Source organism: Vreelandella titanicae BH1 (assembly GCF_000336575.1).
Taxonomy (GTDB): domain Bacteria; phylum Pseudomonadota; class Gammaproteobacteria; order Pseudomonadales; family Halomonadaceae; genus Vreelandella; species Vreelandella titanicae.
This window is the reverse complement of sequence record NZ_AOPO01000023.1, coordinates 1-21,382: the sequence shown is the minus strand read 5'-3', so window position 1 is coordinate 21,382 and position 21,382 is coordinate 1. Positions and strand designations below refer to the sequence as shown.

Sequence of the window (21,382 nt, the reverse complement as noted above, 5' to 3'; positions counted from 1 at the left end):
AACCACGCTTTCGCTACGTCGCCTCATGTCGGCATCAAATTCGGCTGAGTAGCTTCTCGCCATCTGGACGTAGCTCGCCCTTGGGTGAAATATGCCGATACAGGGTCTGCCGCGTGATGCCAAGTTCCTGGCACAGGTCGCCGACCTTGGTCTCTGACTGCCCCATTGCCGCCATCGCCAGCCGCAGCTTGGCGGCGGTCATCTTGAACGGCCGGCCGCCTTTCCGGCCGCGTGCCCGTGCTGAGGCCAGGCCCGCCACGGTGCGCTCGGCGATCAACTCGCGCTCGAACTCGGCCAGCGCGGCGAAGATACCGAAGACCAGCTTGCCGGCGGCGGTCGTGGTGTCAATGGCCGCGCCGTGCCCGGTCAGCACCTTGAGGCCGATGCCGCGTCCGGTCAGGTCATGGACGGTATTGATCAGATGGCGCAGGTCGCGCCCGAGCCGATCCAGTTTCCAAACGACCAACGTGTCGCCTGGCCGTAGTGCCTTCAGACAGCTCGCCAGACCGGGACGATCCTCGCGTTTTCCGGACGCTTGGTCTTCATAGAGATGCGCCGGATCAACACCGGCCGCGACCAGCGCATCGCGCTGCAAGTCCGTCGCCTGGGAGCCATCCGCCTTCGATACTCGCATGTAGCCAATCAGCATCTTGTACCTGTCACATATACGTTCGATTATGTGACAGTTTGCATCGGGAAGCTCTGCACGTCAAAATTTGTCACTTAACCCGTCATTCTGTCTAAGGCATGCAAAGGGTAGGCTAGGCTCATAATGTGACAGAAATTCCGGGGGGATGCCTTCCTTCGCGAAGGTGGCGCGCAACTGTTCCAAGGAAGCGGGGTCGCGCCGACCATAGGAAGCCAACGCGAACAGCGAGCGTGCCGTCTCGGGGTTGTGTCGTGCTTCAATGATGGCCTCATCAATGGCCTGGATTGCACGCTGCCAGTGATCGACGGGTTCGGGCTTCGGCGCTTTCGCCGGCAGGCCACTGGTGAACCCGGTTTGGGGCTCGGACCAGAATAGCTTTGCGTGCTCGCCTGGCGGGCTTATATCCCTCACCTCAATCAAGCTGATTGCCGTTGCCGCCGCCTCCAGCATCTGCAACCGTACTGCCGGGTTCAGAGTTTCATACGGTCGCCACAGACTTTGCCCAGCACGCAGCGGATGCCCGCAGCATTCCCAGATTTGGCGGAGATACCCCGCGTAGGTGCCGCACGTCGAAAGCGGGGTGTTCAGCTCATCGAGCAGCGTGCGTAGCAGCCTAAACCACAATCCGGCGTGGATGCGTCGGCGCGGCAACTCCACGTGGCCGGTCGTCAGTGCCTGCCAGGTACGCTGGTCCATCGCCGCAATCGCGTCGCTGGCAGTGCGCGGTTCGGCGTCGGCGTTCTCCCAGCCGAGAAACCGCCCTGGCACGCCCCAATAGGATTCCAGCCAGCAGCCATGCAGTGGGCAGCTCAGCATCAGGGGCAGCTTCCACGCGAGCAGTACGGCTTGGTTCTCCGGATCGTTCAGGCAGAGCGGACAGGCGCGGTGTATCGGTTGGGTGGGCAGCCAGGCACGCCAGCTCGTGATGGATCGCGTCTTACGGCGGAGTCTCGGCAGCAGTACCGAGAGCTGGAACGCATAGGTTTCCAATGCGGCTGGAATCTGATCATCAAGGCTGTCCAGTAGCCAAGGCACCCAGCCGGCGAAACTCATGCAGCGCAGCCGATCCAGCTCGATACCGCTCCGCTGGGAGAGCATCGCCAGCAGCGCCAGTGGTGGCGCGGTGTCCAGGTCATCAACCTGGCCGTGACCAAGATCGTGCTCCAGCAGCTCGGACACTTCCATGTGATAGCAAAGGGCCACGCGGTTGAGCCACGAAGACAGGGCTTCGGCTTCCCTGGGTGCCGGATGCAGTGGCCAGCGTGGCGCTGGCTTCACATCAGTTCCCGCTCGAATTGCCGCCGCCGCTCGCTGGGACCGGTGTAATCGGCCATGCTGAGCGTGCGGTGGTTGATCGCTTCCTCACCACTCTCCACGGCGGCCACGGCCGCCGCCATCAATAGGTGCGCCAGCTCGCCAATAGTGCCCTCGCTGCGCGTGAGCAGGTAGCGAGCCATGTCCAGCGTGGCAATCGACGAAGGTCGCCGCAGCGGGAGCGAAGCCGCGAAGCTGGCCAGCAGTGAACAGCAATCGTCGTTGGCCTCCCACACCGGCAGCATCATCGGCTCGAAGCGATTTTCCAACTGGTCATCCGAGCGGATGGCCAGGTAGGCGTCGCGTGTGCCCACACCGACCAGCGGGATGCGCAATTCGTTGCCGAGGAAGCGCAGCAGGTTGAGGAATTCCCGGTGGTTGACGCTGTTGCCGGCCAGGACGTTGTGCAGCTCGTCGATCACCAGCAAACGCACACCGAGCTTGCGCAGCAGTGTCAGCGCCAGTTGCTCTATTTCCGGCAGCCGTGGGCGCGGTCGCAATGGTGCTCCCATCGCCGCGAGCAGCGCGACGTAGAAGCGGATCACCGATGGCTCGGACGGCATCTGCACGACCAATACCGGGATGTGCTCCTGGTCGGCGTCGGAGCTGGCCGGGTGGGCGCGGCGGAACTTCTCGACGATCATCGACTTGCCGTTGTTGGTTGGACCGACCAACAGCAGGTTGGGCATGCGTTGTTTGTTTGGCCACGTATACAGGGCTTCCAGCCGGTTCAACGCCTCGACTGCTCGCGGATAGCCGATCCAGCGGTCGGCGCGAAGGCGATGGATGCGCTCGTCCGCCGGGAGACGGGCCAAGCCCTGGGCCGCCGGCAGCAGGTGGGACAGGTCGATGAAGGGATATTCGTCCACGGCTACCACTCCTCAATCTGGTCGAACGGTTTGGCAGGTGGCTGGTTGTCCGCCTGCGGGTCTGCCATGTCCGTGTCCGCTGGTGGCGTGGTTTTGACAGGTTGTTCCGTTGACTTGAGATGCTGGCGTCGATCCGCGTCGCGCCGCGCCTTGCGCGTGGCTTTCTGCGCAGTGGTCACGATTTCGCGCATCTGCCCGATCATGCGGAACAGCGCCGACTCATCCACCTGTTCGCGCCCTTGCTGCCGCAATTTCGCCAGCGCCTGCCGTTGTTCCCAGAGGGTGACAGCCGGGTGCGACAAGGTACGGTATGGAATTTCCAGATAGTGCTGCCCCTCCGGCTCCAGCACCCAAATGCGGCTGATGTCGCGTGGGTCGCGCCGGATCAGGAACGCAGGCAGGCGGTCGCGCCGAGCTATCCACGGCTTGAGCGCATCGGCGTAGTAGTGGATGTGGTCGATGACGAAGCCAGTGCGGGTCAGGGTGCGGCGGAGGACGGGCAGGAAATCGACCAGAAAAGCCGTGGTGCGAGTGATGACGGTTGGAACGCCGGTACGCGCGACAGCTTCGGCCCAGCGTGCGGCCGGCGGTTGGAGCAGGCCGTTGTGCACGGAGCCGTGATAGGTGCCAACCGCCAATGCGAGCCAGCGTTCCAGCTCGCGCAGTGTCAGGGCGGCCATCTTCTCGGAGGCGTATTCCCCGCGCTGGTCAGGGTTGGAGAAGGTCGTCCCCGGCAATTCGTCGTGGATCATTTGCATCGCCGTGCCGATGATCCGTTCCACGATGCCGCCATAGTGCGGCTGCCCGAGAGGCCGATAGTCCAACCGGATGCCATGCTGCTCGCAGCCACGGCGTAGCGCCTCGCTCTTGAATTCGGCCGCGTTGTCCAGGTAGAGCAGCGCGGGCTTGCCGCTCATCGGCCAGTCCATTTCCACGTCCAACCTTTCCAACCAAGGGCGCTTGTCGCAACCGGCGTGTGCGAGGCACAGGCCGACCGAGACGGCAGATGGCGCTTCTAACGTGACCACCATGCCAACCACGCAGCGGGTGAACACGTCGATGGCGAGGGTCAGGTACGGACGGCCAATCGGTTGCCGGTCGCGCTCGTCCACCACGATCAGGTCGATGACTGTGTGGTCGATCTGTACCTGCTCCAGCGGTGCGGAGACTGGCGGAGGAACACCGCCAACACCTTGCAGGATGCGGGACGCATCCTGGCCTTCCCGAAGTCGAGTGGTCTTGAGTGGATCAAGGCTGGCGATCCGCAACGCGACCGTGTTGCGCGCCGGCATCCGCAGCTTTTGCAGCTTGCACACCCGCGCAACTTCACGGTGGAACGCCGCCAAGCTGCGCTTCTGCTTGGTCAGGAAGCGCTTTTGCAGTAGCTCGCGGATGATTCGTTCGACCGACTCCGGCAAGCGGCCTTTACCTTTGCCACCGCTCGACTGTCCAAGAGCCAAATCAGTGACCAGCCCCGAACCTTGCCGGGCACGGCGGATCAGGACGTAGACCTGCCGCCGGGACAGACCCAGCGCCTGGGCTGCTGCGTCGGCCGCTTCATGCCCGACCGTCTCCGACTGCGCCAACGGCCCAATGATCTCCGCGCGGCAGCGAGCACGCTCCCATGCCTGTTCTGACAGGGTGGCTACGCCGCGCTCGGCAATCGGTACGGTATCGGTCGCCATGCTCGCCTCGCTTTGGTGCACACGAGTATTGAGCATAGACGAGTTTCGTGCAGAGGAGTCCTGATATCGGGCTGTCAGGAGCCGTATGCACAGCAGGCTTCATGTCTCGTTGATTGGTGCAGTCGTCTTCTGAAAATGACAGTAGTGGCTGATGCTTGTGCAAGCATGCTGACACAAGCTAAAGGCGAACCCATTTCTATTGGCGTTTCCGGCGGGTGGGGGGCTGGTAAGTCTTCTTTGGTGAAAATGATTGCAGCTCGATTAGAGGCTCCCTCCGTATCGGCACCTGATGAAGGTAACAAGTCAGGAAATACCTTCGTTGTTCTCACTTTTAACCCATGGCTGTACCAAGACTTTGAATCCGCTCGCAGTGCTCTGCTTCAGATCGTAGGCGATGAGATTGTTAGACTTGCCCAGGAGAATGCAACCATTGCTGATAAGGCTTCTGAGCTATGGCGTCGTATCAATCTCTTAAGAATTGCCCAGCTAAGCGGCGGAGCTGCGCTGACGTTGACGACCGGGATTCCAGTTGGTGCACTCGGCAAAACATTTGACACCATCGCCGGTCTCTTCCCCTCGACAGAAAAAACAGGAGAGATGGAGGTAGATTATGAAGGTATCACAGCGGCGACTGATGGCTTGCTGAAGCCAAAAGAACCGTTCTCCATGCCAGCGCACATCCAGGCCTTCCGAGATACCTTGGAAAGCCTTCTCGCCGAACTTGAAATCACCTTGGTAATTTTCGTCGACGATCTAGATCGCTGTCTTCCTCAAACCGCAATTTCAACTCTTGAGTCTATTCGCCTGCTGCTTTTCATTCGTCGATGCGCATTTGTCGTTGCAGCCGACAACGATTTCATAAAGTCAGCTGTGAAAGTGCATTTTGATGGGGCTGGAATTTCGAGCGATGTTGCTACCAACTACCTTGATAAGCTTATTCAGGTTCCACTCCACGTTCCGCGGCTTGGTCTCAATGAGGCGAAAGCCTATCTGGTATTACTCCTGCTCGAGCGAGAGACTAATGCTGGCACTTTCACACGGGACCAGTTCGAAAGCGCTCTCAAGCTCATTCCCGAGAGGCTGCGAAACAGCTGGAGAGGCGATACTATCAATCAAGAGTTTCTATACGAACTAGTCGGAACAGACGACACATTTCGTAGCTTGATGAATCTCGCAGAGGGGCTGGCGTCACTTCTTCATCGTTCATCAGCAGTCAATGCCAACCCTCGGCTTATGAAGCGCTTCCTAAACACGGTTTATCTACGTGAGGCCCTTTCTGCGCCACAGGGGATCAAGCTAGATATAGCAGCATTGGCGAAATGGCACCTTATTGAGCGTTGTGATGAAGCTCTAGCAGAAGCGCTGGCTGGACAGGTGCATTCGGACAATGACGGTCGATTGCAAATCCTTGCTGAAGCAGAGAATGCTGCTGCAAGCAAAGGTCAGTTGCCCGAGCCCTTTAAGGACAACGCCTTCACTCGTCAGTGGCTCCAGTTGCCACCTGCACTCGGTACAGAAGATTTACGTCCACTGCTTCACCTGAGCCGGGACTCGGGTACTCGGGACTTTGGTGATGACAATATGATGCCTGACTCAAGAAAGCTTCGTGATGCTCTGAAGACAGCAACAAGCTCGCATCAGTCTCTCACAGATCTTATGCGAAAGGTCGGGCCGGATCAGACTGAGCTAGCGATGCTTAAGGCATGGCAGAGCTGCAGCACTACGCGTACCTGGAAGCGTAACAACGAAATCTTGATGCTTATTGAATGCTGCAAGGCCTTTCCCGTAATTGGAAAAAAAGCGGCCAGCTTGTTGGAGCAAGCGCCTTTAAAGCAAGTTGGCCCTGGCATCATTCCTACCCTGGGTGCTCAAGCATGGGCAAGTGTGGTTTTGGAGCGCTGGAGTGAAACAAACGAACTGACTACGCCTACTAAAAATGCGATTTTGAACCTGAATACGAGGCGCTGATGGGTACATCAACATCCAGTAGTGGTGGCCGTTCAGGCTCTCCTTTTGACCCAGAATGGCTTTCTCCAGATGGAGCGACACCAAGCAACTTTGATGGTGAAACCCAATCTGATTCTGAGCAAGATAATGTCGAGGGAGCGCCTGCCAGTGATTCACAAGCAGGTGAGAATGTTATTGCACCAGATCGTCGCTTTGGTCCTGCACGATCCCAACTGGGCTCTTACCTAAGAAACGGCAGCCGCGACAATCTCCGTGGTGCTACCCGGAGCATGGTGTCAAAAGGAATGGGAGGAGCAAGCCGCGCTGCTTCAACTATGCGTAGCACGGCGAGAGGGGCTGGTGCTCTCGGTCAGTTCCTCGCAGCAGCTCGGGATGGTACGGATCCGCGGGTAACCGACTGGGTGGCGCGTTGTCGGACGGCTAATCTTTCCGCTTCTGACTTGGCGCTTGAGGTCTTAAAAGAGGTCATCTCAGGTTCCGGCAGTATTGACGAAGAATCTTTGCGTGACTCCGGTACTGATGCGCTAGCCAATCTCTACGAGAATCACCCAGATGTCGATATTTTTGATCTGACAGATGCTCAAATTGCTGAGGTGATTGGTCTGACGATCGCTAACCAAATCTGTCAGCTCATCGATATGCAACTCGGGCAAACCTACGAAAAGCTCAAGCATGACCCCGCTCAGATTCAAGAACGTCGAACGGACATAAGGGAATGGGTCTGGGCAGAGGTACGGGTGACCTTGGAGGAGAAAAAAGCCTCATATGCGGACCCTAAGAGTTTGGCGCAGTCAGTCCTTCAATCCGCTTTGCAGGTATTTGCCGAATGAACAAGATTCTGTGCTCCACGGCGGAAAGAATCCCGCAGCAGCTGCAAGCAGGCGAGAGAGTGTTCTCGTATTTCAAAGGTGCCAAGCGCAATGGTGTGGGCGCCATTGCCAACCGTTGGCATGGAACACTGAAGCGAGTCGGGTTCCGGCCATCACCGGCAGTTTGGGACTTTGTACAGTTTTGTCTTGCAGTCTGTAGTGCTGACTTGGCCAGCCCCAGAAATACCAGTGCAGACGGGTGGACGCGCACGATCCAACTCACTGTAGGGCTTTGTGAACCACTGCGGTGGGTACCCCTCAAGCAACATCTTGAGGAAATGCTAAAGATTTTGACTGGCGACTACTGGACCCTGATTTTTAATGATGCAGGGGCTAAGCCTCCTCAGGGAGATGGTGACTATCTCCAGAACGACTGCGTTTCTTTGCTATCAGGTGGGCTCGATAGCCTGATTGGGGGCATCAATTTAGTGACTGAAGAAAAGCGCCCTTTGTTCGTTTCCCAGCTTGCGCATAAGGACTCGGAGCGGCAGCGACGCTATGCTAAATTGCTGGCAGGCACTGGCTCACATTATCAGTGGAGCCACGGCATAAGTTTCAAAGGTGTACGGGAATCGTCAACTCGTGCCCGGTCCTTGGCTTTCTACGCGTTTGCCGTGCTCGCCTCTACAAAGATCAATTTGCCAAAGCCGCAGATCTACATTCCTGAAAATGGCTTTATCTGTATTAATCCTCCGTTGGTACCTGGACGAGTGTCGAGCCTGAGTACACGCACAACTCACCCGCTCTTCATTGGCATGCTCCAGGATGTGCTTGATGAACTGGGGATATCTGTGGAGCTGGTATTGCCTTATCGCTTGCAAACCAAGGGCGAGATGATGCGAGGCTGCCTCGATCCAGAGAAGTTGAGAGAGTTGGCTTCAGACTCCACAAGCTGCGGGCGGTTCAGGACTTATAATCGTCAGCACTGTGGTCGTTGTGTACCTTGCCTGATTCGTCGCGCTGCGTTCTTGGCGTGGGAACCAGAATCCGATACCACCGACTATCGTTTTCCATCAGTAGTAGGCAGCGATAAGTCCGGTGGCCCCGATGACCCTATGGCAGTAGCTCTGGCTGTGCTTGATGCCAAGCAGAGAGGACTGGATCGATTCCTGGGTGGCACACTGGCCTTTGCTTCGATTGAGGAACGCCCCGACTATCGCCGAGTCCTTCAGCAAGGCCTTGCTGAACTGGAAGCCGTCCTTGTTCAGGATCAATTGCTTTGATTGATTTTCATTGCCACGTGGATCTCTATCCCAAAGCAAGGGCAGTGCATGCTGAGGCACTACGCCGCAACGTATTCACTTGGCTAGTAACTACGAGCCCGAAAGCCTTCCAGGCAACGAGCTCGGTGCTCGGTCATCACGAGTCAATGTTGATCAGCCCCGGCCTGCACCCTGAGATCGCTGGCGATCGTTTTCAGGAGTTGGATATTCTCATAGAGCTGATTGATGGCGCCAATGCTGTCGGTGAGATCGGTTTGGATGGCTCCAAGAGGTATGCCTCTAGCTACCTAAAGCAGAAGCAAGTTTTTGCTACTGCTGTGAAGCGATGCCATGACTTGGGCGGGCGTGCGCTCAGTATCCATTCGAGGCAGGCGGTTCCAGACGTGTTAACGCTACTTAGAGAGTTCCCTGACCACGGTATCCCGGTTTTTCATTGGTTCACCGGAACGGTATCGGAGCTTAAAGCCGCCGCTGCGCAAGGCTGCTGGTTCAGCATTGGCCCAGCAGCTTTCAATTCTTCGGCAGGGAAGGCATTGGCCAAAAAGCTTCCGAAGGAAAAGGTCGTTCCTGAAAGTGATGGTCCCTTTGCACAGTTAGATGACCAACCCGTGATGCCATGGGATTTCGAAATCACGGCCAGCCTGCTCAGCAAAGCTTGGGCAATGCCATTGATAGATGTTCAGTATCAATTGATTAGCAATGCCAAAGTATTGCTTGATCAGATGGGTTGTACTACTACGGCAAGTCTCATTTAATAGATAAATTGCAGCCATAACCCTTAAGATGAGTGGTTGTAAACTGGTGGTCTCATTTTATCAAGTGAGCGTGTGATGGTTGCCGTTAGCCTTCATTTTCTCACGAGTAGGTTGAGCTCAATAAGGTGTTAGTCGTTCTCCATCATTGACCGCTTATGCATGGTTAGCCTCGATTACCACGACTGTCAATTACGCGCTGGCTAGCTTATTTGCAAAATCCCTAGAATAATGGATCAGGACACATACCCAAGATAAGGGTGCCTAAACATATGACCACATCAATTAGTTTGCGCGAAGCAGAGATGGAAGCAAGAGCGCGTCGAGCCGTGATGGAAAGCGGCGATTGGTTAACTGTCGATGAGATATTGCAGTTGCCAGGCGTCAGCTCACGTAGTGACTGTGCTCATCCTGCGCAGTGGAAACAACAAGGTGACATTTTTACGATTAACGACCATGGTACCGAATACTATCCTGCGTTTGGGCTTGAGAAAGGTGCTGGCTACCGACCATACCGCGTCATGTCGAAAATCATCGGCATCTTCAAAGATGATAAAAGCGGGTGGGGAATGGCCTTTTGGTTCCAGTCGGCAAATAGCTATCTCGATGGGCTAAAACCTCAGGATCTGATAGTCACAGACCCTGATCTCGTTATCGACGCCGCTCTTGATGAGCTTCAAGAAATCATGCATGGGTAGTGAGTAGATCGATAAGGAATATTGGCAACAACGATCGACACGCTTCAATCGATCAAACAGGGTAATGAGGTCTCTGCCCTTAACAGGACGGGAGTTATGAAGAAGAGCTTCTCGCGGCAAGGGGGTTCAGTCGTGTGCGATGGATCACTCGCTATCACCCCATCGGGCCATGCTTTCACTGGCGTCGATGTTACTCAGGATACTTTTCCTCGATCAATCTGTGTCGGATGTTTTGTGGCGAGGTTAACTACCAACTAGCTGGAAGCCAAGCCAAAATAGAACCGCCCACACCAGCAAGAAGAACCCGCCAACTTGATACCCCATTAAGTTGGCTATATCCGACTCAACAGCAGGCTTGTCCTGCTATCACTCAAAAGTCATTTGGCAAGCCAGAAAAACCATCGCTACCAAGCCGGTGAGACAAACGGCACCTAGCAAAATCCTCTCCTTCGCGACAACCACCTTTTTCCTTTTTATTATATTTATGGGGCAGAGCCTTCTTACCCCTATTTTGGTGCATCCTCAATCAAACAGCCTAATCGCCATTGCTGCTTGCCTCACGACAACTCCGCTGCTGGAGATCCTGTTCCTGATGTTATTGGGAGCCGCTGTATCTAATGTCATATTCAGATTCCTAAAACGCTCGCTTTAATAATCATTGTTGCACTGGGCTCTAAACATCCGGCCTGAGAGGTTGGTGTGAATCGCTTTCTTGGCACAGGATCGGAACAATCGATAAATATAGGTAGCTGAGGGATCTTGGTCAGCTTTTGCGCGCCCACTTCTGTACGCCTAGACTATAAATATATAGTTTTGGTGTACACCTGTGAAACAGATGACAGCTCTGCAGCGACTGGACAGCTGGGACAAAATCGGGCGAAGCGTATTCACGCTAAAGGACCTGGCAAAGATATTTCATGAAGACAACCCAAAAACCCTTCAGGAAGGGATCAACCGACTGCGTAAGCATGGCATCCTCGAAGGCGTTGCCCGGGGCATCTATTGCTACGCCCTTTCTCGCACTCCCGACTCATACCGGCTGGAACGAATCGCTCGGGCCATGCACCGAGGGGAGTACAGCTACGTCTCGCTGGAGTCGGCCTTGTCTGAGTATGGAGCCATCTCACAAATCCCCGTCGATCGCCTAACCATTATGACCACGGGACGCAAAGGAACGCACTGCACCCCTTATGGAACCATTGAGTTCACGCATACAAGTAGGCCCATCATCGAGCTGCTGCCGCGCATGCGTGACATTGGTCGGCCGCTCAAAATGGCGACGCCTGACGCTGCCTGGGCAGATCTGAAAAGAGTGGGGCGCAATACGTATCTAGTAGATGTGGAGGTGATCCATGGACAGGATTGAGCCTGGGGTCTTTGCCAAGCTAGTTGACATGGCAATGGAAGAACCTGGACGTAAGGCGATGCGGCAAGTCATCGAAAAAGAACGTATGCACTTCGACATTTTATTCGCTCCAGCGTCGAAGAGTGCGATACACGTAGCGGTTAGCCGAGTAGAACCCGGCATCAACTCGAAGGGCTACGAGTTCGGGGTGATCGACTTCATCAACTGGGGCAGCAAGCGGGTGCAGGAGAATCTGGGCCATCGCGTCCCGAACCTGCAAATGGTGCGTGGCTAGTTCAGCCGTTGCCGAGAAGGGACGTCCCGTCGGTTCGCCAGGCACTCGCCGATCCATACGGTGCCGGCCCCCCACACCAGGTGAGCGACAATCATTAGCCGGCGGCGATTGGCTGGCTGACGGTGGGGCGGCGGGAGGATTTGCAGCGCCGGAATCCAGCCGAAATAGTTCGCTGCCCATATCGCCACGCCGTAGCTGCTGCCGTAGACCAAAGGATGCTCGGCTCGTTGGCGTGTATAGGGGTATAGCGCCCCGGCGAGGGCACCATAGCCAAAGTGGCTGACAAGGCTTAGCTCGACACGCTGCTCTTCGTCTAATAGCGCATCCGCCTCCACTTTCTGCAGAAGGTTTTGGGTGAGCTCACGCGGCGGTAACGGGTAGCGCTCTTTTCGCGGGAGCGGCCGATAGAGTGACTCCATGGCTAGGGTCATGGGGACGGTGGCGAGCAGGCCGCCGATGGCACCGGCCAAATAGTGATTCGTGGCTTCCTCCTTGAAGCATATGCTGGCTTACATGGCTCTCCATAGTCGAGAATGTGGCCAAACGCCCGGTACTACGTGAAGCGCCATGATGTATGTTTTATAGATTGCTCTTTGAAAATAGGTAGTTTTTTTGCTGTTGATATCCTTAGGATCACATTGTGGGTCTATGCTGTCTCAGCACCTTTAACATGCCACTGCCGAAGAGTAATGCCAGACCATCTACCCTCAAGAAACCGCGTAAGCGTTTTGAGGATAAGTTGGTAGGTTTGTTGGGAGGAGAAAATCACTATGTCGCAAAAATACGATCCGCAAAGACCTACTGTCGCAGGCAATGCTAAAAGTCCTCTTGAGCGTTTAAAAGGATCTGTTCAGTATTACGATAAGCCGTTTGAGCCGGTGGACAGTGAGCACTGGGAAGCCGATTTCTTGGAGCCTAACAATGCCGTAAGGTCAGGAGAGGTTCCTACACACATTGCCCCGACGGGCACTCGCTATATTAGAATTCGTGAGGTACCAATAAGGCTACAAGACGGTTTTATACGTTATCTCACGGGTGCCGGATGTCCAGTGGTTGAAAACGAGGATGGCCCATTGGCTTATGAGATCGACTGGCTTGAATGGCGTCAGCATCGCCGTCCTGATCGTATTGCAGCGCATAATAGTGAGGAAACAGGTGTCGCAGTGATGCACACATTTCCAACTATTGCCCAAGAATGGGGGTTGTCAGATACAGACATGGCAGCGCTTCTAGAAATTAATATTGATAGTTATCGAAAGTGGACAGCTACGCCTTTACAGGCAAGCTTAACGGCTGAGCAGCTTGAACTTGCATCTAACCTCCTAGGTATCTACCGGTCGTTAACATCGCTATTTCCTCAAGAAGAAGGCCGACAACGGTGGCTTCATCACTTGATTGATAATGCCCCTTTTGGTGGTCTCTCTCCCATGGAGCTTATGAATCGCGGTGGTTTAGCGGCATTGCGCTCTCTTCGAGACTATCTTGACGCCCAACGGAAAGTTGGATTGGCTTGAATTACTCCATAGCCATGGATTTCGAGAATTATTCTCGTAGCGCTGAAACTTAAAAACGACACCATTAAACAACTCTTAACAGAGAGGCCCTCGTACTGCTGAGGATCTTATAGAACTGGGCCTAAGAAGAAGATCAACAACGCCCTGCCGGTTGGATCCTAGGTGCCTCAATTAGCGTTTGATATAGTTTTATCTGGGGTTTTAGCCAATTTTCTATAGATTGGCCATAGAGGCTTGTTTGATGTCTCCGTCTCGGTCATGTGTGCCTGGGCCATGCTCGCCCATTGGCGAATCTCTGGTAAATGCCTCTAAAACAGGAAAATTTTGTCGATTTTCGTTAGAGATCTAGCAATTAGCTCTTGTTTTTCGATGTCTGCTAGGTTTTTTAATTAGCACTCGGTAAGTAACTATCTTAAGCAGAAACTTTTTTATGCCACTCCTAAACGGTTGCTAACGAAATGTGTTTCATAATGGGATCGATGTTACCCAGTTGTCTCCGAAGGAGGCTCAAAGGGGCTGTCGTGCATATGCCTACCATCTGTCGGCATCAATGACGGGAAGGTGCCATCGATTGATGGTCTATCACTCGATTCTGAGCTTTTCTGCTAATTTCAAGTGCATATTACTTTTTGTTTAGCAACTCTTTTCTATGTTCGAAAATAACATCGCGTGCACGCTGATGTGCTTTACGCCGTGCTTGTAGCAAAGCTTCACTATCTTGTTCTTTCTCAGGATTTGTCGTTTTGCCCAGTATGAACGTTTCGCCGGAAGGAGTGGTGATGCGTAGAGGACGAGATGCTGTACCAGGCGCGTGTTCAAAGTCTTTTGCTGTCATCAGTGATATCTCTTTCAATTTATTTATAAATCTTAACAATGATAAAAGCAGATTTCCTGGCGTTAGCACCATTGTTATCCATTTTTCCTATGGGTTATGCCGTCACTTAATACTCCAGCACAGAACTCATCGTGCATAGATTCGTGCTTCACCTGAGGAAGCCTTATCCTCAGCTGGACTATGCCTAGGTTCAAATTCACCGGGGACGAGTAAGGCTATTTCATCCGCGTGGGCGGATTGTGGCGTGAGGTTGGCCACCAACTCTTTTTCAGAGTAGGGAAGCGGTTGTCTTCTTGCCCATTTTTCAGATGATTTGATCATAATTGCCCACCCGTAGTTAATGTGGCCACACAATTTGCGCGCCTGATATCAAACAATATTTATATTGGCCTCTTGGGGGCCGCGCATTCATCAAGCTGCTCCCGCCCCACTTCAGTTAGGTCACGCCAAGCGTGTACCTCGTCTGTTTCATCAGCATTCGCGTCACATTGGTCGAGCAGTAGCTCTAGCTTGTAGGGCCTTATTCTTGACGTTTCGGGTTGTGAAAAATCAGCATTGATTTGAGCCAGCCTTTCAAGAAGCCAGGCTTCCACTGCTAGGCAAATAGCATCATTTTCTTCTTCACCCAAGAGAGCAACACTATTGACTGAACGATGAATGAAAAAGTCATCAGGAATCTGTACCGTACCTCCGCCCCTCAAATACGTTATGATCTCTCCGCTCATTGCGGCCATATAGGCATCATCGCTTTGTAAACAAGCCAGGGCTTCACGAAACGTCTCTAACGGTTGAGGAAAACGGTCGCGTAGATCGAAAGAACGATACGCGAAAATTGCTTGGCCTATATCGTCCGATGTTCCCATTACTTCCTCCGTTTAATGCCCACCACCTAACTAAAATATAGATTTATAATTGCTTTCACTATTGAAATTTTTAGCATCATACCAAGTGCTTAAAATGTTCATCAATTTCTGGCACTAACGTGGTTGAGGAACAATTTATCAGGCACTGGCCTACCAAAGAGGAAGCCTTGATAAATTTTGCATCCCAGATTGGCAAGTACTAAGCGTTGTTCTTCTGTTTCAACCCCCTCAGCAATGACTTTAAGTTTCAAGCTATCTGCCAGTGCAACGATCGTCGCGGCTATAGGGGTCGCTTGCATATCAAGTGTTAAATCTCTTACGAAGGCGATGTCAATTTTGAGGGTGTTTAGTGGCAGTAGCTTAAGGTATGCAAGCGAGGAGTATCCGGTGCCAAAATCGTCCAGCGCAAAGCTGATACCGATACGCCGTAACCGCTGCATTTTTTCGATGGTGCCTGCAGGGTCGCTCAACAATAGGGATTCTGTTAGCTCCAGCGTTAAACGTTCGGGTGGGACAGCATTCTGTTCAATCGCCGCCATCACTTGATCCGTAAAATCTGGCTGCTGGAACTGGCGAACGCTTACATTGATTGAGAGCTTCAGGTTATGAAGATATGGGTCTTGGCGCCACTGGCCCAACAGGCGACACCCTTCCAGTAACACCCACTTTCCTAGCGGCAAGATAAGTCCTGTCTCCTCAGCTAAAGGAATAAAGCGCCCAGGTGAAATAAGGCCTTTGTCTGGATGATGCCAGCGCACTAGTGCTTCCGCACCTAAAACACACCTTTCGGCATCCACCTGAGGCTGTAAATATAAGCACAATTCGTCGTGGTCAATCGCATGCCTCAGTTCACGCTCAAGGGTCAGGCGCTCCTCTAATTCGTGCTCTTGTTCTTGGCGAAAGAGCTGAGGCTGCCCATCACGTTGTCGCTTGGCTTCTAGCAGCGCGAGACCTGCTCGCTTAAAAAGCTGTGCAGCACGCTCTTTTTTGAGTGGACTAAACGTCAGTATCCCCACGTTTATCCGACAAGGATAAGTGTGCCCTTGAAGCAGGTAATCAGCGGTCAAGGAGCGCAATATATCTTCAATGAGACGTGTTGCTTCCTGCTCAGCATCCGTTTGTTTTGTGAATGAAAGCTCTCCTAACAAGGCGAATTCATTGCCGTCTAGCCGCGCTACGTATACATCTGCCCCTGCCCATTGTTGAAGACGTTTTCCTAACTGGCGCAACAGCTCATCGCCTATATCTTGGCCTAAGCTGTCGTTCAACACTTTGAATCGATCAATATCTAAGAGCGCCAACAATGCTTGCCTGTTGACCCTATTATGGGCCTGCCCACTTTCAGACAAGCGTTCTTGTAAGGCCCGCCGATTTGGCAGTGTTGTTAGGGTGTCGTGGTAAGCCAGATAGCGAATACGCTGCTGGGCTTGTTGCTCTTCTGAACGGTCGCTTAGTAGGGCGACATAGTCGCTCTCGCTGCTGTCAGTATAGGTAACACGATTAACGCTCAGCCAGGCGGGAAATGGGTGTTCATTAGCATGTAACGCAGTGATCATACCGCTCCATTCACCATGCGTTTTTAGCGCTCGCCGAATATCTTCATTTAACGATTGGCTGTCTTTGGCATACGGTATTTGACTAAGTTTTGTTCCGACTAACTGCGCTGGATTCAATCCCGTTAGCCGCTCAAACGCTGCATTGGACAGACGGATGCGTGAGGTGTGATCTAGCAGTACGACACCGTCTTGAAGGGCGGCGATAACCTCAAGTAGCCGCGTTTGCGTCATGTGATGATGGCGCTCGCTATCCTGAAGACGACGCTGCACGCTGGTTGCCACTAACGTCAGCAATGCGGTAAAAACAGCAATACCGCCAATGAGATAAGTAAGCCAGTGAGCTTTTGGCAGCATCGAAGGAGCTGCTGAGTCGGGAATAGGCACAAACCATGCTGCTTGCATGGCCACATAATGCATCCCACAGACACCTAAAGAGACACAAAACGCTGCGATGAAGGCACAGCGTCTGGAGCGCTGCATCCCCCACTCCTGTTTGCATAAGCCGTAGGCATAAACACTTAAAATACCTAAACCAATGGCTACCAGAAGCGATAACAAGAAGAGGTCCATCGCATAGTACAGCTCAGCAGGCATACGCATAGCGGCCATGCCGCTGTAATGCATTACACCAATACCTATACCGAGGCTTATACCCGCAAACACCATGGCACGGTGTGTCGGCGCTTTACGGGCGAGTACCACCATCGCGCTATAGCTACCAAAAATCGCCGGAAAGATGGATAACAGTGTTAAAGCAGGCTCATGGGTGACCGGGAAGTCAAGAAGGTAAGCATGCATACCAATAAAATGCATGCTCCATACACCCAGCCCCATTGCACTAGCCCCGGCGAAGAGCCATACGCTGCGCCACCCTGAGTGAGCCACTTTGCCCACCAGTTTGATGATATCCAAACCAGCATAGGAAGCCGCCAAAGCTACCAGCCACGAAAGTATGACTAAAAAGGAGTCGTGCATCCCCTGAGTAGCATTCTGCGTTTGAGGGTCTAGAAAAAAATTAGACAGTGTCATTCATGGCCACTAATTATTTTTGAAATCATATGCTTGCAGAATTGATATCAAGCCTAATTGCATAAAGCAGCTTTCTAAACTTAATACGGTTTCTCTGAATACGATTTTCACAGCTTCAAACCGCCACTATAAATATTGTGTGGGATGGCAATACTAAGAATAACGCCGCTTTTTTAGCTCTTTACCTCGAGGAATCCATTTCTAAGTTGCTAAATATTCTAATTATTATTAAATATTTTGATCTCAGTGAAGCTGCATCTGTGAACCTATGGTTAGAGAGAGTGCGAAGTGCCGCTATCGTCCGAATTATTGCGCCTAGTAAGAAATAGCCATTCTCCTACCAATAATACGGCCATCACTATGGTGGCAACGATAAGAACCAGGGGGTCGGAAGTGGCTTTGACCCATACAAAGCCCCCTAATACAAAGGCATCTAACAAAATGGCGATGCTTGGAATGATCGCGTTAGCGCCTACGCTTTCCCTGAGATGGCGCAGTACTCCCCAATGGATGGCGATATCCATGATCAGGTAAAAAATAATGCCGAGCGCCGCGATGCGGCTAAGGTCAAAAAATGCGGTCAGCACTAAACCAAACACAATGGTGTACACCAGCGTGTGCTTCTGCAGGCTACCTGGCATATGAAAGTGGCGGTGCGGGACCAGGTTCATTTCGGTCAGCATGGCGAGCATGCGTGATACCGCGAATACACTGGCGATGATTCCGCCTGCTGTTGCCAGCATGGCTAAAATAACGGTAAAGCCAACGGCAGCTTCACCCAGCGCGGGCCGGGCCGCTGCCGCTAGCGAATAATCTTGCGTTGCAATAATTTCGGATAAGGAAAGGTTACTGGCAACGGCAAAGCCGACAAGCGCATAGATCACCACGCACAGGCCGATAGAGATCATGATGGCCTTGCCCAGATTACGTTTGGGGTTTTTCAGCTCCGAGCCGCTGTTGGTAATAGTCGTAAAGCCCTTGAATGCCAGAATACCTAACGCCGTTGCGCCTAAAAAACCGGAGATAGTTGGGGATGGTGCATCCCTGCCAGTACCCATTTCGATAGTATCGGCAATAAAAACACCGACAACACCAAATACGATGATGCCGCCAATTTTGATGAAACCCAGCACCGAGGCGACTGTCTCGATCAACTTATTGGCGGATAAATTAATCAAAAAAGCCGCTAGTAATAAGCCCACACCGAGTAGTGGCACAAACAGCAAGCGATCGCCCAGGTCAAATAACTCCAGAGTGTAAGAACCGAAAGTTCTCGCTAAAAAGCTTTGGGCGATCACCATGGAAAAATACATCAAGAGAGCGTGAAAGGCGGTAGGAAGCGTTGTGCCATAAGCTTTTTGCAAATACATGCCTATACCCCCGGCGGATGGGTAGGTATTGGACATTTTAACGTAAGAGTAAGCGCTGAAAGAGACAATAACCGCGGCAGCCAAAAAGGCTAGGGGAAATAGAGGGCCGGTCATTTCCGCCATCTGTCCAGTTAACGCAAAGATGCCTGCGCCGATCATTACTCCAGTGCCAAGTGCTACAGCACCGATGAGTGAGAGACTTCCTTCTTCGTACTGTGGCGTTCTATCCTGGTCAGCCATGCAAACACTCCTATGGAATAAGCCAAAGGCGTGCATGTTCACTGCCTTGGGCCAGCGTGGGATAAGTTCAACACCAAGTGTGGTTTAGTTAGCTGAACGCAACCTGAATACGGGCCAGTCAATTAACTGACCCATATCATGGCTTGGCATAAGAGGGAGGGTCTTACCCCAACAACATCCGCAACGGCATCCACAGCCCCATAGCGATCATTACGAGGTTTTCGGTTAGCGACACAAAACCCAGTGGCACATTGCTGTTACCGCCGACGCAGGCACATTTAAGCTCACGCTTGTCGATATACACGGCTTTAAAGACGGAGACTGCCCCCACCGTGCCAACAAATAGCGCCAGTGGTGCTACCAGCCAAATCAATGCCCCGGCCAGCATTAAAATGCCTGCAAGTGTCTCGGCGTAGGGGTAAAAATAGCTGTAGGGCACGTAGCGCTGGGCCAAAAGGTCGTAATTCAAAAACATGCTGCTGAAATTTTCGACATCCTGCAGTTTCTGCAAGCCCAGCAGCACCATCGCCGTAGCAACGGCGAACTCCGGCATGCGCGCCGTGAATAGTGTGCCCTGGGTCGCCCAACTAATCGCCAAGCCGATTAGCAGCGCAGTAGCGAAAATGGCAATGACTGGCCGATAAGTAGTTCCTTTTGCATTGGGAACGCTCATTCCTAAATGTTTGCGTAGCTCTTCGTAGCCACCTATGCGTTGGTCACCGATATACACCTGGGGCGTCGTGTCGACGTTTTCCTTTTGCTTGAACGCGTCGATTTCATCGCGAGACGTTAAGGTGTGGTCGTCGACCTTAAAGCCTTTGCGTTTGAGTAGATCAACGGTCTTCAGACCAAACGGGCAGATATGCTCGGCGGTTTTCATCCGGTAAACCCGCGCGTTTTGCTGTGATGATGCCATGGCAACCTCCCTATTTTTGCCTTATCAAGGCTACAAGCGTAGTGCCTGGGGTTGCCTATAGGTCAAGTATTGTATGTTTTACTGCCGTCGTATAAAGCTGGTAATCGTAAGTCGCCAGGGGCGATTAAGCCAAGAGGCATAAAACAACCACAGTGCCCACCCCTGCAATACCTATCGCGTCAAGCGTATCTAAAACCTCATCCTCTAAAGGATGGAAAAGGAGGTACAGAGGGTTGCTTACACTGCTTGAACTCAGTAGTAGGGATAGGCCACTCACCCCAATGCTGAAAGTAGCAATGATAAGTTCAATTGCTGTTATCTCAAAGAGCATGAGAAGAGCGGTTAGCAAGAGGGTTAAAATTACGCAAACTCGCAATGAAAACCATTGCCAGTGAATTAGCGTCTGATCATCATTAGTGCGGTCTCAATAACTAAGTGCAACACTTAACTTACTTGGTTATTGTGAATCGCCCCGGATATTCTAGACACCCGTTAGGCTCTTAAAGTAACGCCTTTCATACTCAACCGGTGACAAGTTATCACTTGTGCCGTGTCGGCGCTTTGGGTTGTAAAACATTTCGATATAATTGAACACGTCGCGTCTAGCCGCTTCCCGTGTCGAATAAATCTGTCGCTTGATCCGCTCTCGCTTGAGGAGTTGAAAAAAGCTCTCAGCAACGGCGTTATCATGACAGTTACCACGCCGACTCATGCTGCCCACCAAGTGATTGGCTTTCAGAAAGCTTTGTCAATCTCCGCTGCTGAATTGGCTTCCTTGATCTGAATGCACCATCACAGTTTCTTGTGGCTTGCGTCGCCAGACTGCCGATAACAAAGCATCCAGCACTAACTCCGTCGTCATACGAGACTTCATCGACCAGCCAACCACTTGACGGGAAAACAGGTCGATCACCACCGCTAAGTAAAGCCAGCCTTCGTACGTTCGGATGTACGTAATATCTGTCACCCAAGCAACATTGGGCGCTGTTACTTCAAACTGACGGTCTAAATGGTTGGGTGATACAACAGCCGGTTTTCCGCCGCCATAGCAGCCAGGGCGTCGTCGATAGCCCGTCTGAGAGCGTAAACCTTCCCTACGCATCAGGCGGGCCACTCGGTGCTTACCGCAGGCTTCGCCAGCCTCACGCAAATCCTGATAGACCTTGCGATAGCCATATACACCGCCACTTTCAAGCCACGCATGCTTGATCAATCCCAATAGACGCTGATCATCCCGGTCTCGATTAGACAGTGCTTTTTTACACCATGCATAGTAGCCACTAGGATGCACGGCCATCATGCGGCACAAGCGCCGTACCGGATATTGACTCGCATGCTTTTGAATAAACGCGTACCTCAGTCGGACTCTCTGGCGAAGTACGCGGTGGCCTT

The 21,382-nt window shown here is 52.8% G+C and carries 19 protein-coding genes and 1 pseudogene; 8 read left to right on the top strand and 12 right to left on the bottom strand.

Annotated features, from left to right (window positions below; translation table 11 throughout):
- Nucleotides 1-34: 34 nt before the first annotated feature.
- From HALTITAN_RS22950 to HALTITAN_RS22935, 4 genes are read right to left on the bottom strand one after another with little or no spacing between them, the layout of a single operon-like run.
- Nucleotides 35-649 carry a recombinase family protein gene (locus HALTITAN_RS22950; protein ID WP_010981357.1) on the bottom strand — a complete coding sequence of 205 codons (615 nt, stop codon included), beginning with the start codon at nucleotides 647-649 and terminating at the stop codon, nucleotides 35-37.
- Between the two features lie 60 nt (nucleotides 650-709).
- Nucleotides 710-1,927: a TniQ family protein gene (locus HALTITAN_RS22945; RefSeq protein ID WP_009288528.1), complete on the bottom strand. Its 1,218-nt coding sequence runs from the start codon at nucleotides 1,925-1,927 to the stop codon at nucleotides 710-712.
- Nucleotides 1,924-2,832, bottom strand: coding sequence for a TniB family NTP-binding protein (locus HALTITAN_RS22940; protein WP_039860702.1), 909 nt, complete (start codon nucleotides 2,830-2,832; stop codon nucleotides 1,924-1,926). The genes HALTITAN_RS22945 and HALTITAN_RS22940 overlap by 4 nt, the downstream gene beginning before the upstream one ends.
- Nucleotides 2,833-2,834: 2 nt before the next feature.
- Nucleotides 2,835-4,517 (bottom strand): Mu transposase C-terminal domain-containing protein, encoded by a 1,683-nt coding sequence (locus HALTITAN_RS22935; RefSeq protein ID WP_011494284.1) that lies wholly within the window; start codon nucleotides 4,515-4,517, stop codon nucleotides 2,835-2,837.
- Nucleotides 4,518-4,652: 135 nt separating this feature from the next.
- Here HALTITAN_RS22935 and HALTITAN_RS22930 point away from each other — a divergent pair, with 135 nt between their 5' ends.
- From HALTITAN_RS22930 to HALTITAN_RS22900, 7 genes are all read left to right on the top strand, one after another.
- Nucleotides 4,653-6,485 carry a KAP family P-loop NTPase fold protein gene (locus HALTITAN_RS22930; RefSeq protein WP_051052207.1) on the top strand — a complete coding sequence of 611 codons (1,833 nt, stop codon included), beginning with the start codon at nucleotides 4,653-4,655 and terminating at the stop codon, nucleotides 6,483-6,485.
- A complete protein-coding gene (locus tag HALTITAN_RS22925) occupies nucleotides 6,485-7,315 on the top strand; it encodes a hypothetical protein (protein ID WP_009288526.1) in 831 nt (276 codons plus the stop codon). The genes HALTITAN_RS22930 and HALTITAN_RS22925 overlap by 1 nt, the downstream gene beginning before the upstream one ends.
- On the top strand, nucleotides 7,312-8,577 hold the full coding sequence (gene qatC / locus HALTITAN_RS22920) for a Qat anti-phage system QueC-like protein QatC (protein WP_009288525.1): 1,266 nt from the start codon (nucleotides 7,312-7,314) through the stop codon (nucleotides 8,575-8,577). Before HALTITAN_RS22925 ends, qatC begins: the two co-directional genes overlap by 4 nt.
- On the top strand, nucleotides 8,574-9,332 hold the full coding sequence (qatD, locus tag HALTITAN_RS22915) for a Qat anti-phage system TatD family nuclease QatD (protein WP_009288524.1): 759 nt from the start codon (nucleotides 8,574-8,576) through the stop codon (nucleotides 9,330-9,332). The genes qatC and qatD overlap by 4 nt, the downstream gene beginning before the upstream one ends.
- A gap of 269 nt (nucleotides 9,333-9,601) precedes the next feature.
- Nucleotides 9,602-10,027: a hypothetical protein gene (locus tag HALTITAN_RS22910; protein WP_039860693.1), complete on the top strand. Its 426-nt coding sequence runs from the start codon at nucleotides 9,602-9,604 to the stop codon at nucleotides 10,025-10,027.
- A gap of 835 nt (nucleotides 10,028-10,862) precedes the next feature.
- Nucleotides 10,863-11,393 (top strand): type IV toxin-antitoxin system AbiEi family antitoxin, encoded by a 531-nt coding sequence (gene abiEi, locus HALTITAN_RS22905; protein ID WP_223828160.1) that lies wholly within the window; start codon nucleotides 10,863-10,865, stop codon nucleotides 11,391-11,393.
- Entirely contained in the window at nucleotides 11,380-11,667 is a 288-nt protein-coding gene (locus HALTITAN_RS22900; protein WP_039860691.1) for a hypothetical protein, read from the top strand. The genes abiEi and HALTITAN_RS22900 overlap by 14 nt, the downstream gene beginning before the upstream one ends.
- Here HALTITAN_RS22900 and HALTITAN_RS22895 read toward each other — a convergent pair.
- Nucleotides 11,664-12,137, bottom strand: a complete 474-nt coding sequence (locus HALTITAN_RS22895; protein WP_009288521.1) for a DUF1440 domain-containing protein — start codon at nucleotides 12,135-12,137, stop codon at nucleotides 11,664-11,666. The genes HALTITAN_RS22900 and HALTITAN_RS22895 overlap by 4 nt on opposite strands.
- 300 nt (nucleotides 12,138-12,437) lie before the next feature.
- Between HALTITAN_RS22895 and HALTITAN_RS24605 the strand changes: the two genes are divergently transcribed.
- Nucleotides 12,438-13,181: an antitoxin Xre/MbcA/ParS toxin-binding domain-containing protein gene (locus HALTITAN_RS24605; protein ID WP_009288520.1), complete on the top strand. Its 744-nt coding sequence runs from the start codon at nucleotides 12,438-12,440 to the stop codon at nucleotides 13,179-13,181.
- Between the two features lie 622 nt (nucleotides 13,182-13,803).
- Here HALTITAN_RS24605 and HALTITAN_RS22885 read toward each other — a convergent pair.
- The 7 genes and pseudogenes from HALTITAN_RS22885 to HALTITAN_RS22860 all read right to left on the bottom strand — a co-directional run.
- Nucleotides 13,804-14,016, bottom strand: coding sequence for a hypothetical protein (locus tag HALTITAN_RS22885; RefSeq protein WP_039860689.1), 213 nt, complete (start codon nucleotides 14,014-14,016; stop codon nucleotides 13,804-13,806).
- A 126-nt stretch (nucleotides 14,017-14,142) separates the two neighbouring features.
- Nucleotides 14,143-14,337 (bottom strand): hypothetical protein, encoded by a 195-nt coding sequence (locus HALTITAN_RS25660; protein ID WP_161609196.1) that lies wholly within the window; start codon nucleotides 14,335-14,337, stop codon nucleotides 14,143-14,145.
- A 59-nt stretch (nucleotides 14,338-14,396) separates the two neighbouring features.
- Nucleotides 14,397-14,879: an AbrB/MazE/SpoVT family DNA-binding domain-containing protein gene (locus HALTITAN_RS24600; RefSeq protein ID WP_009288519.1), complete on the bottom strand. Its 483-nt coding sequence runs from the start codon at nucleotides 14,877-14,879 to the stop codon at nucleotides 14,397-14,399.
- A 101-nt stretch (nucleotides 14,880-14,980) separates the two neighbouring features.
- Nucleotides 14,981-17,464, bottom strand: a complete 2,484-nt coding sequence (locus HALTITAN_RS22875) for an EAL domain-containing protein (protein ID WP_009288518.1) — start codon at nucleotides 17,462-17,464, stop codon at nucleotides 14,981-14,983.
- A 272-nt stretch (nucleotides 17,465-17,736) separates the two neighbouring features.
- The gene (locus HALTITAN_RS22870) at nucleotides 17,737-19,074 is read right to left on the bottom strand and encodes an APC family permease (RefSeq protein ID WP_039860685.1); all 1,338 of its coding nucleotides are present in this window, start codon (nucleotides 19,072-19,074) and stop codon (nucleotides 17,737-17,739) included.
- Nucleotides 19,075-19,237: 163 nt separating this feature from the next.
- Entirely contained in the window at nucleotides 19,238-19,990 is a 753-nt protein-coding gene (locus HALTITAN_RS22865) for a glutaredoxin (protein WP_039860683.1), read from the bottom strand.
- Nucleotides 19,991-20,471: 481 nt separating this feature from the next.
- Nucleotides 20,472-21,382: pseudogene (locus HALTITAN_RS22860) on the bottom strand (IS3 family transposase); the annotation flags it as partial.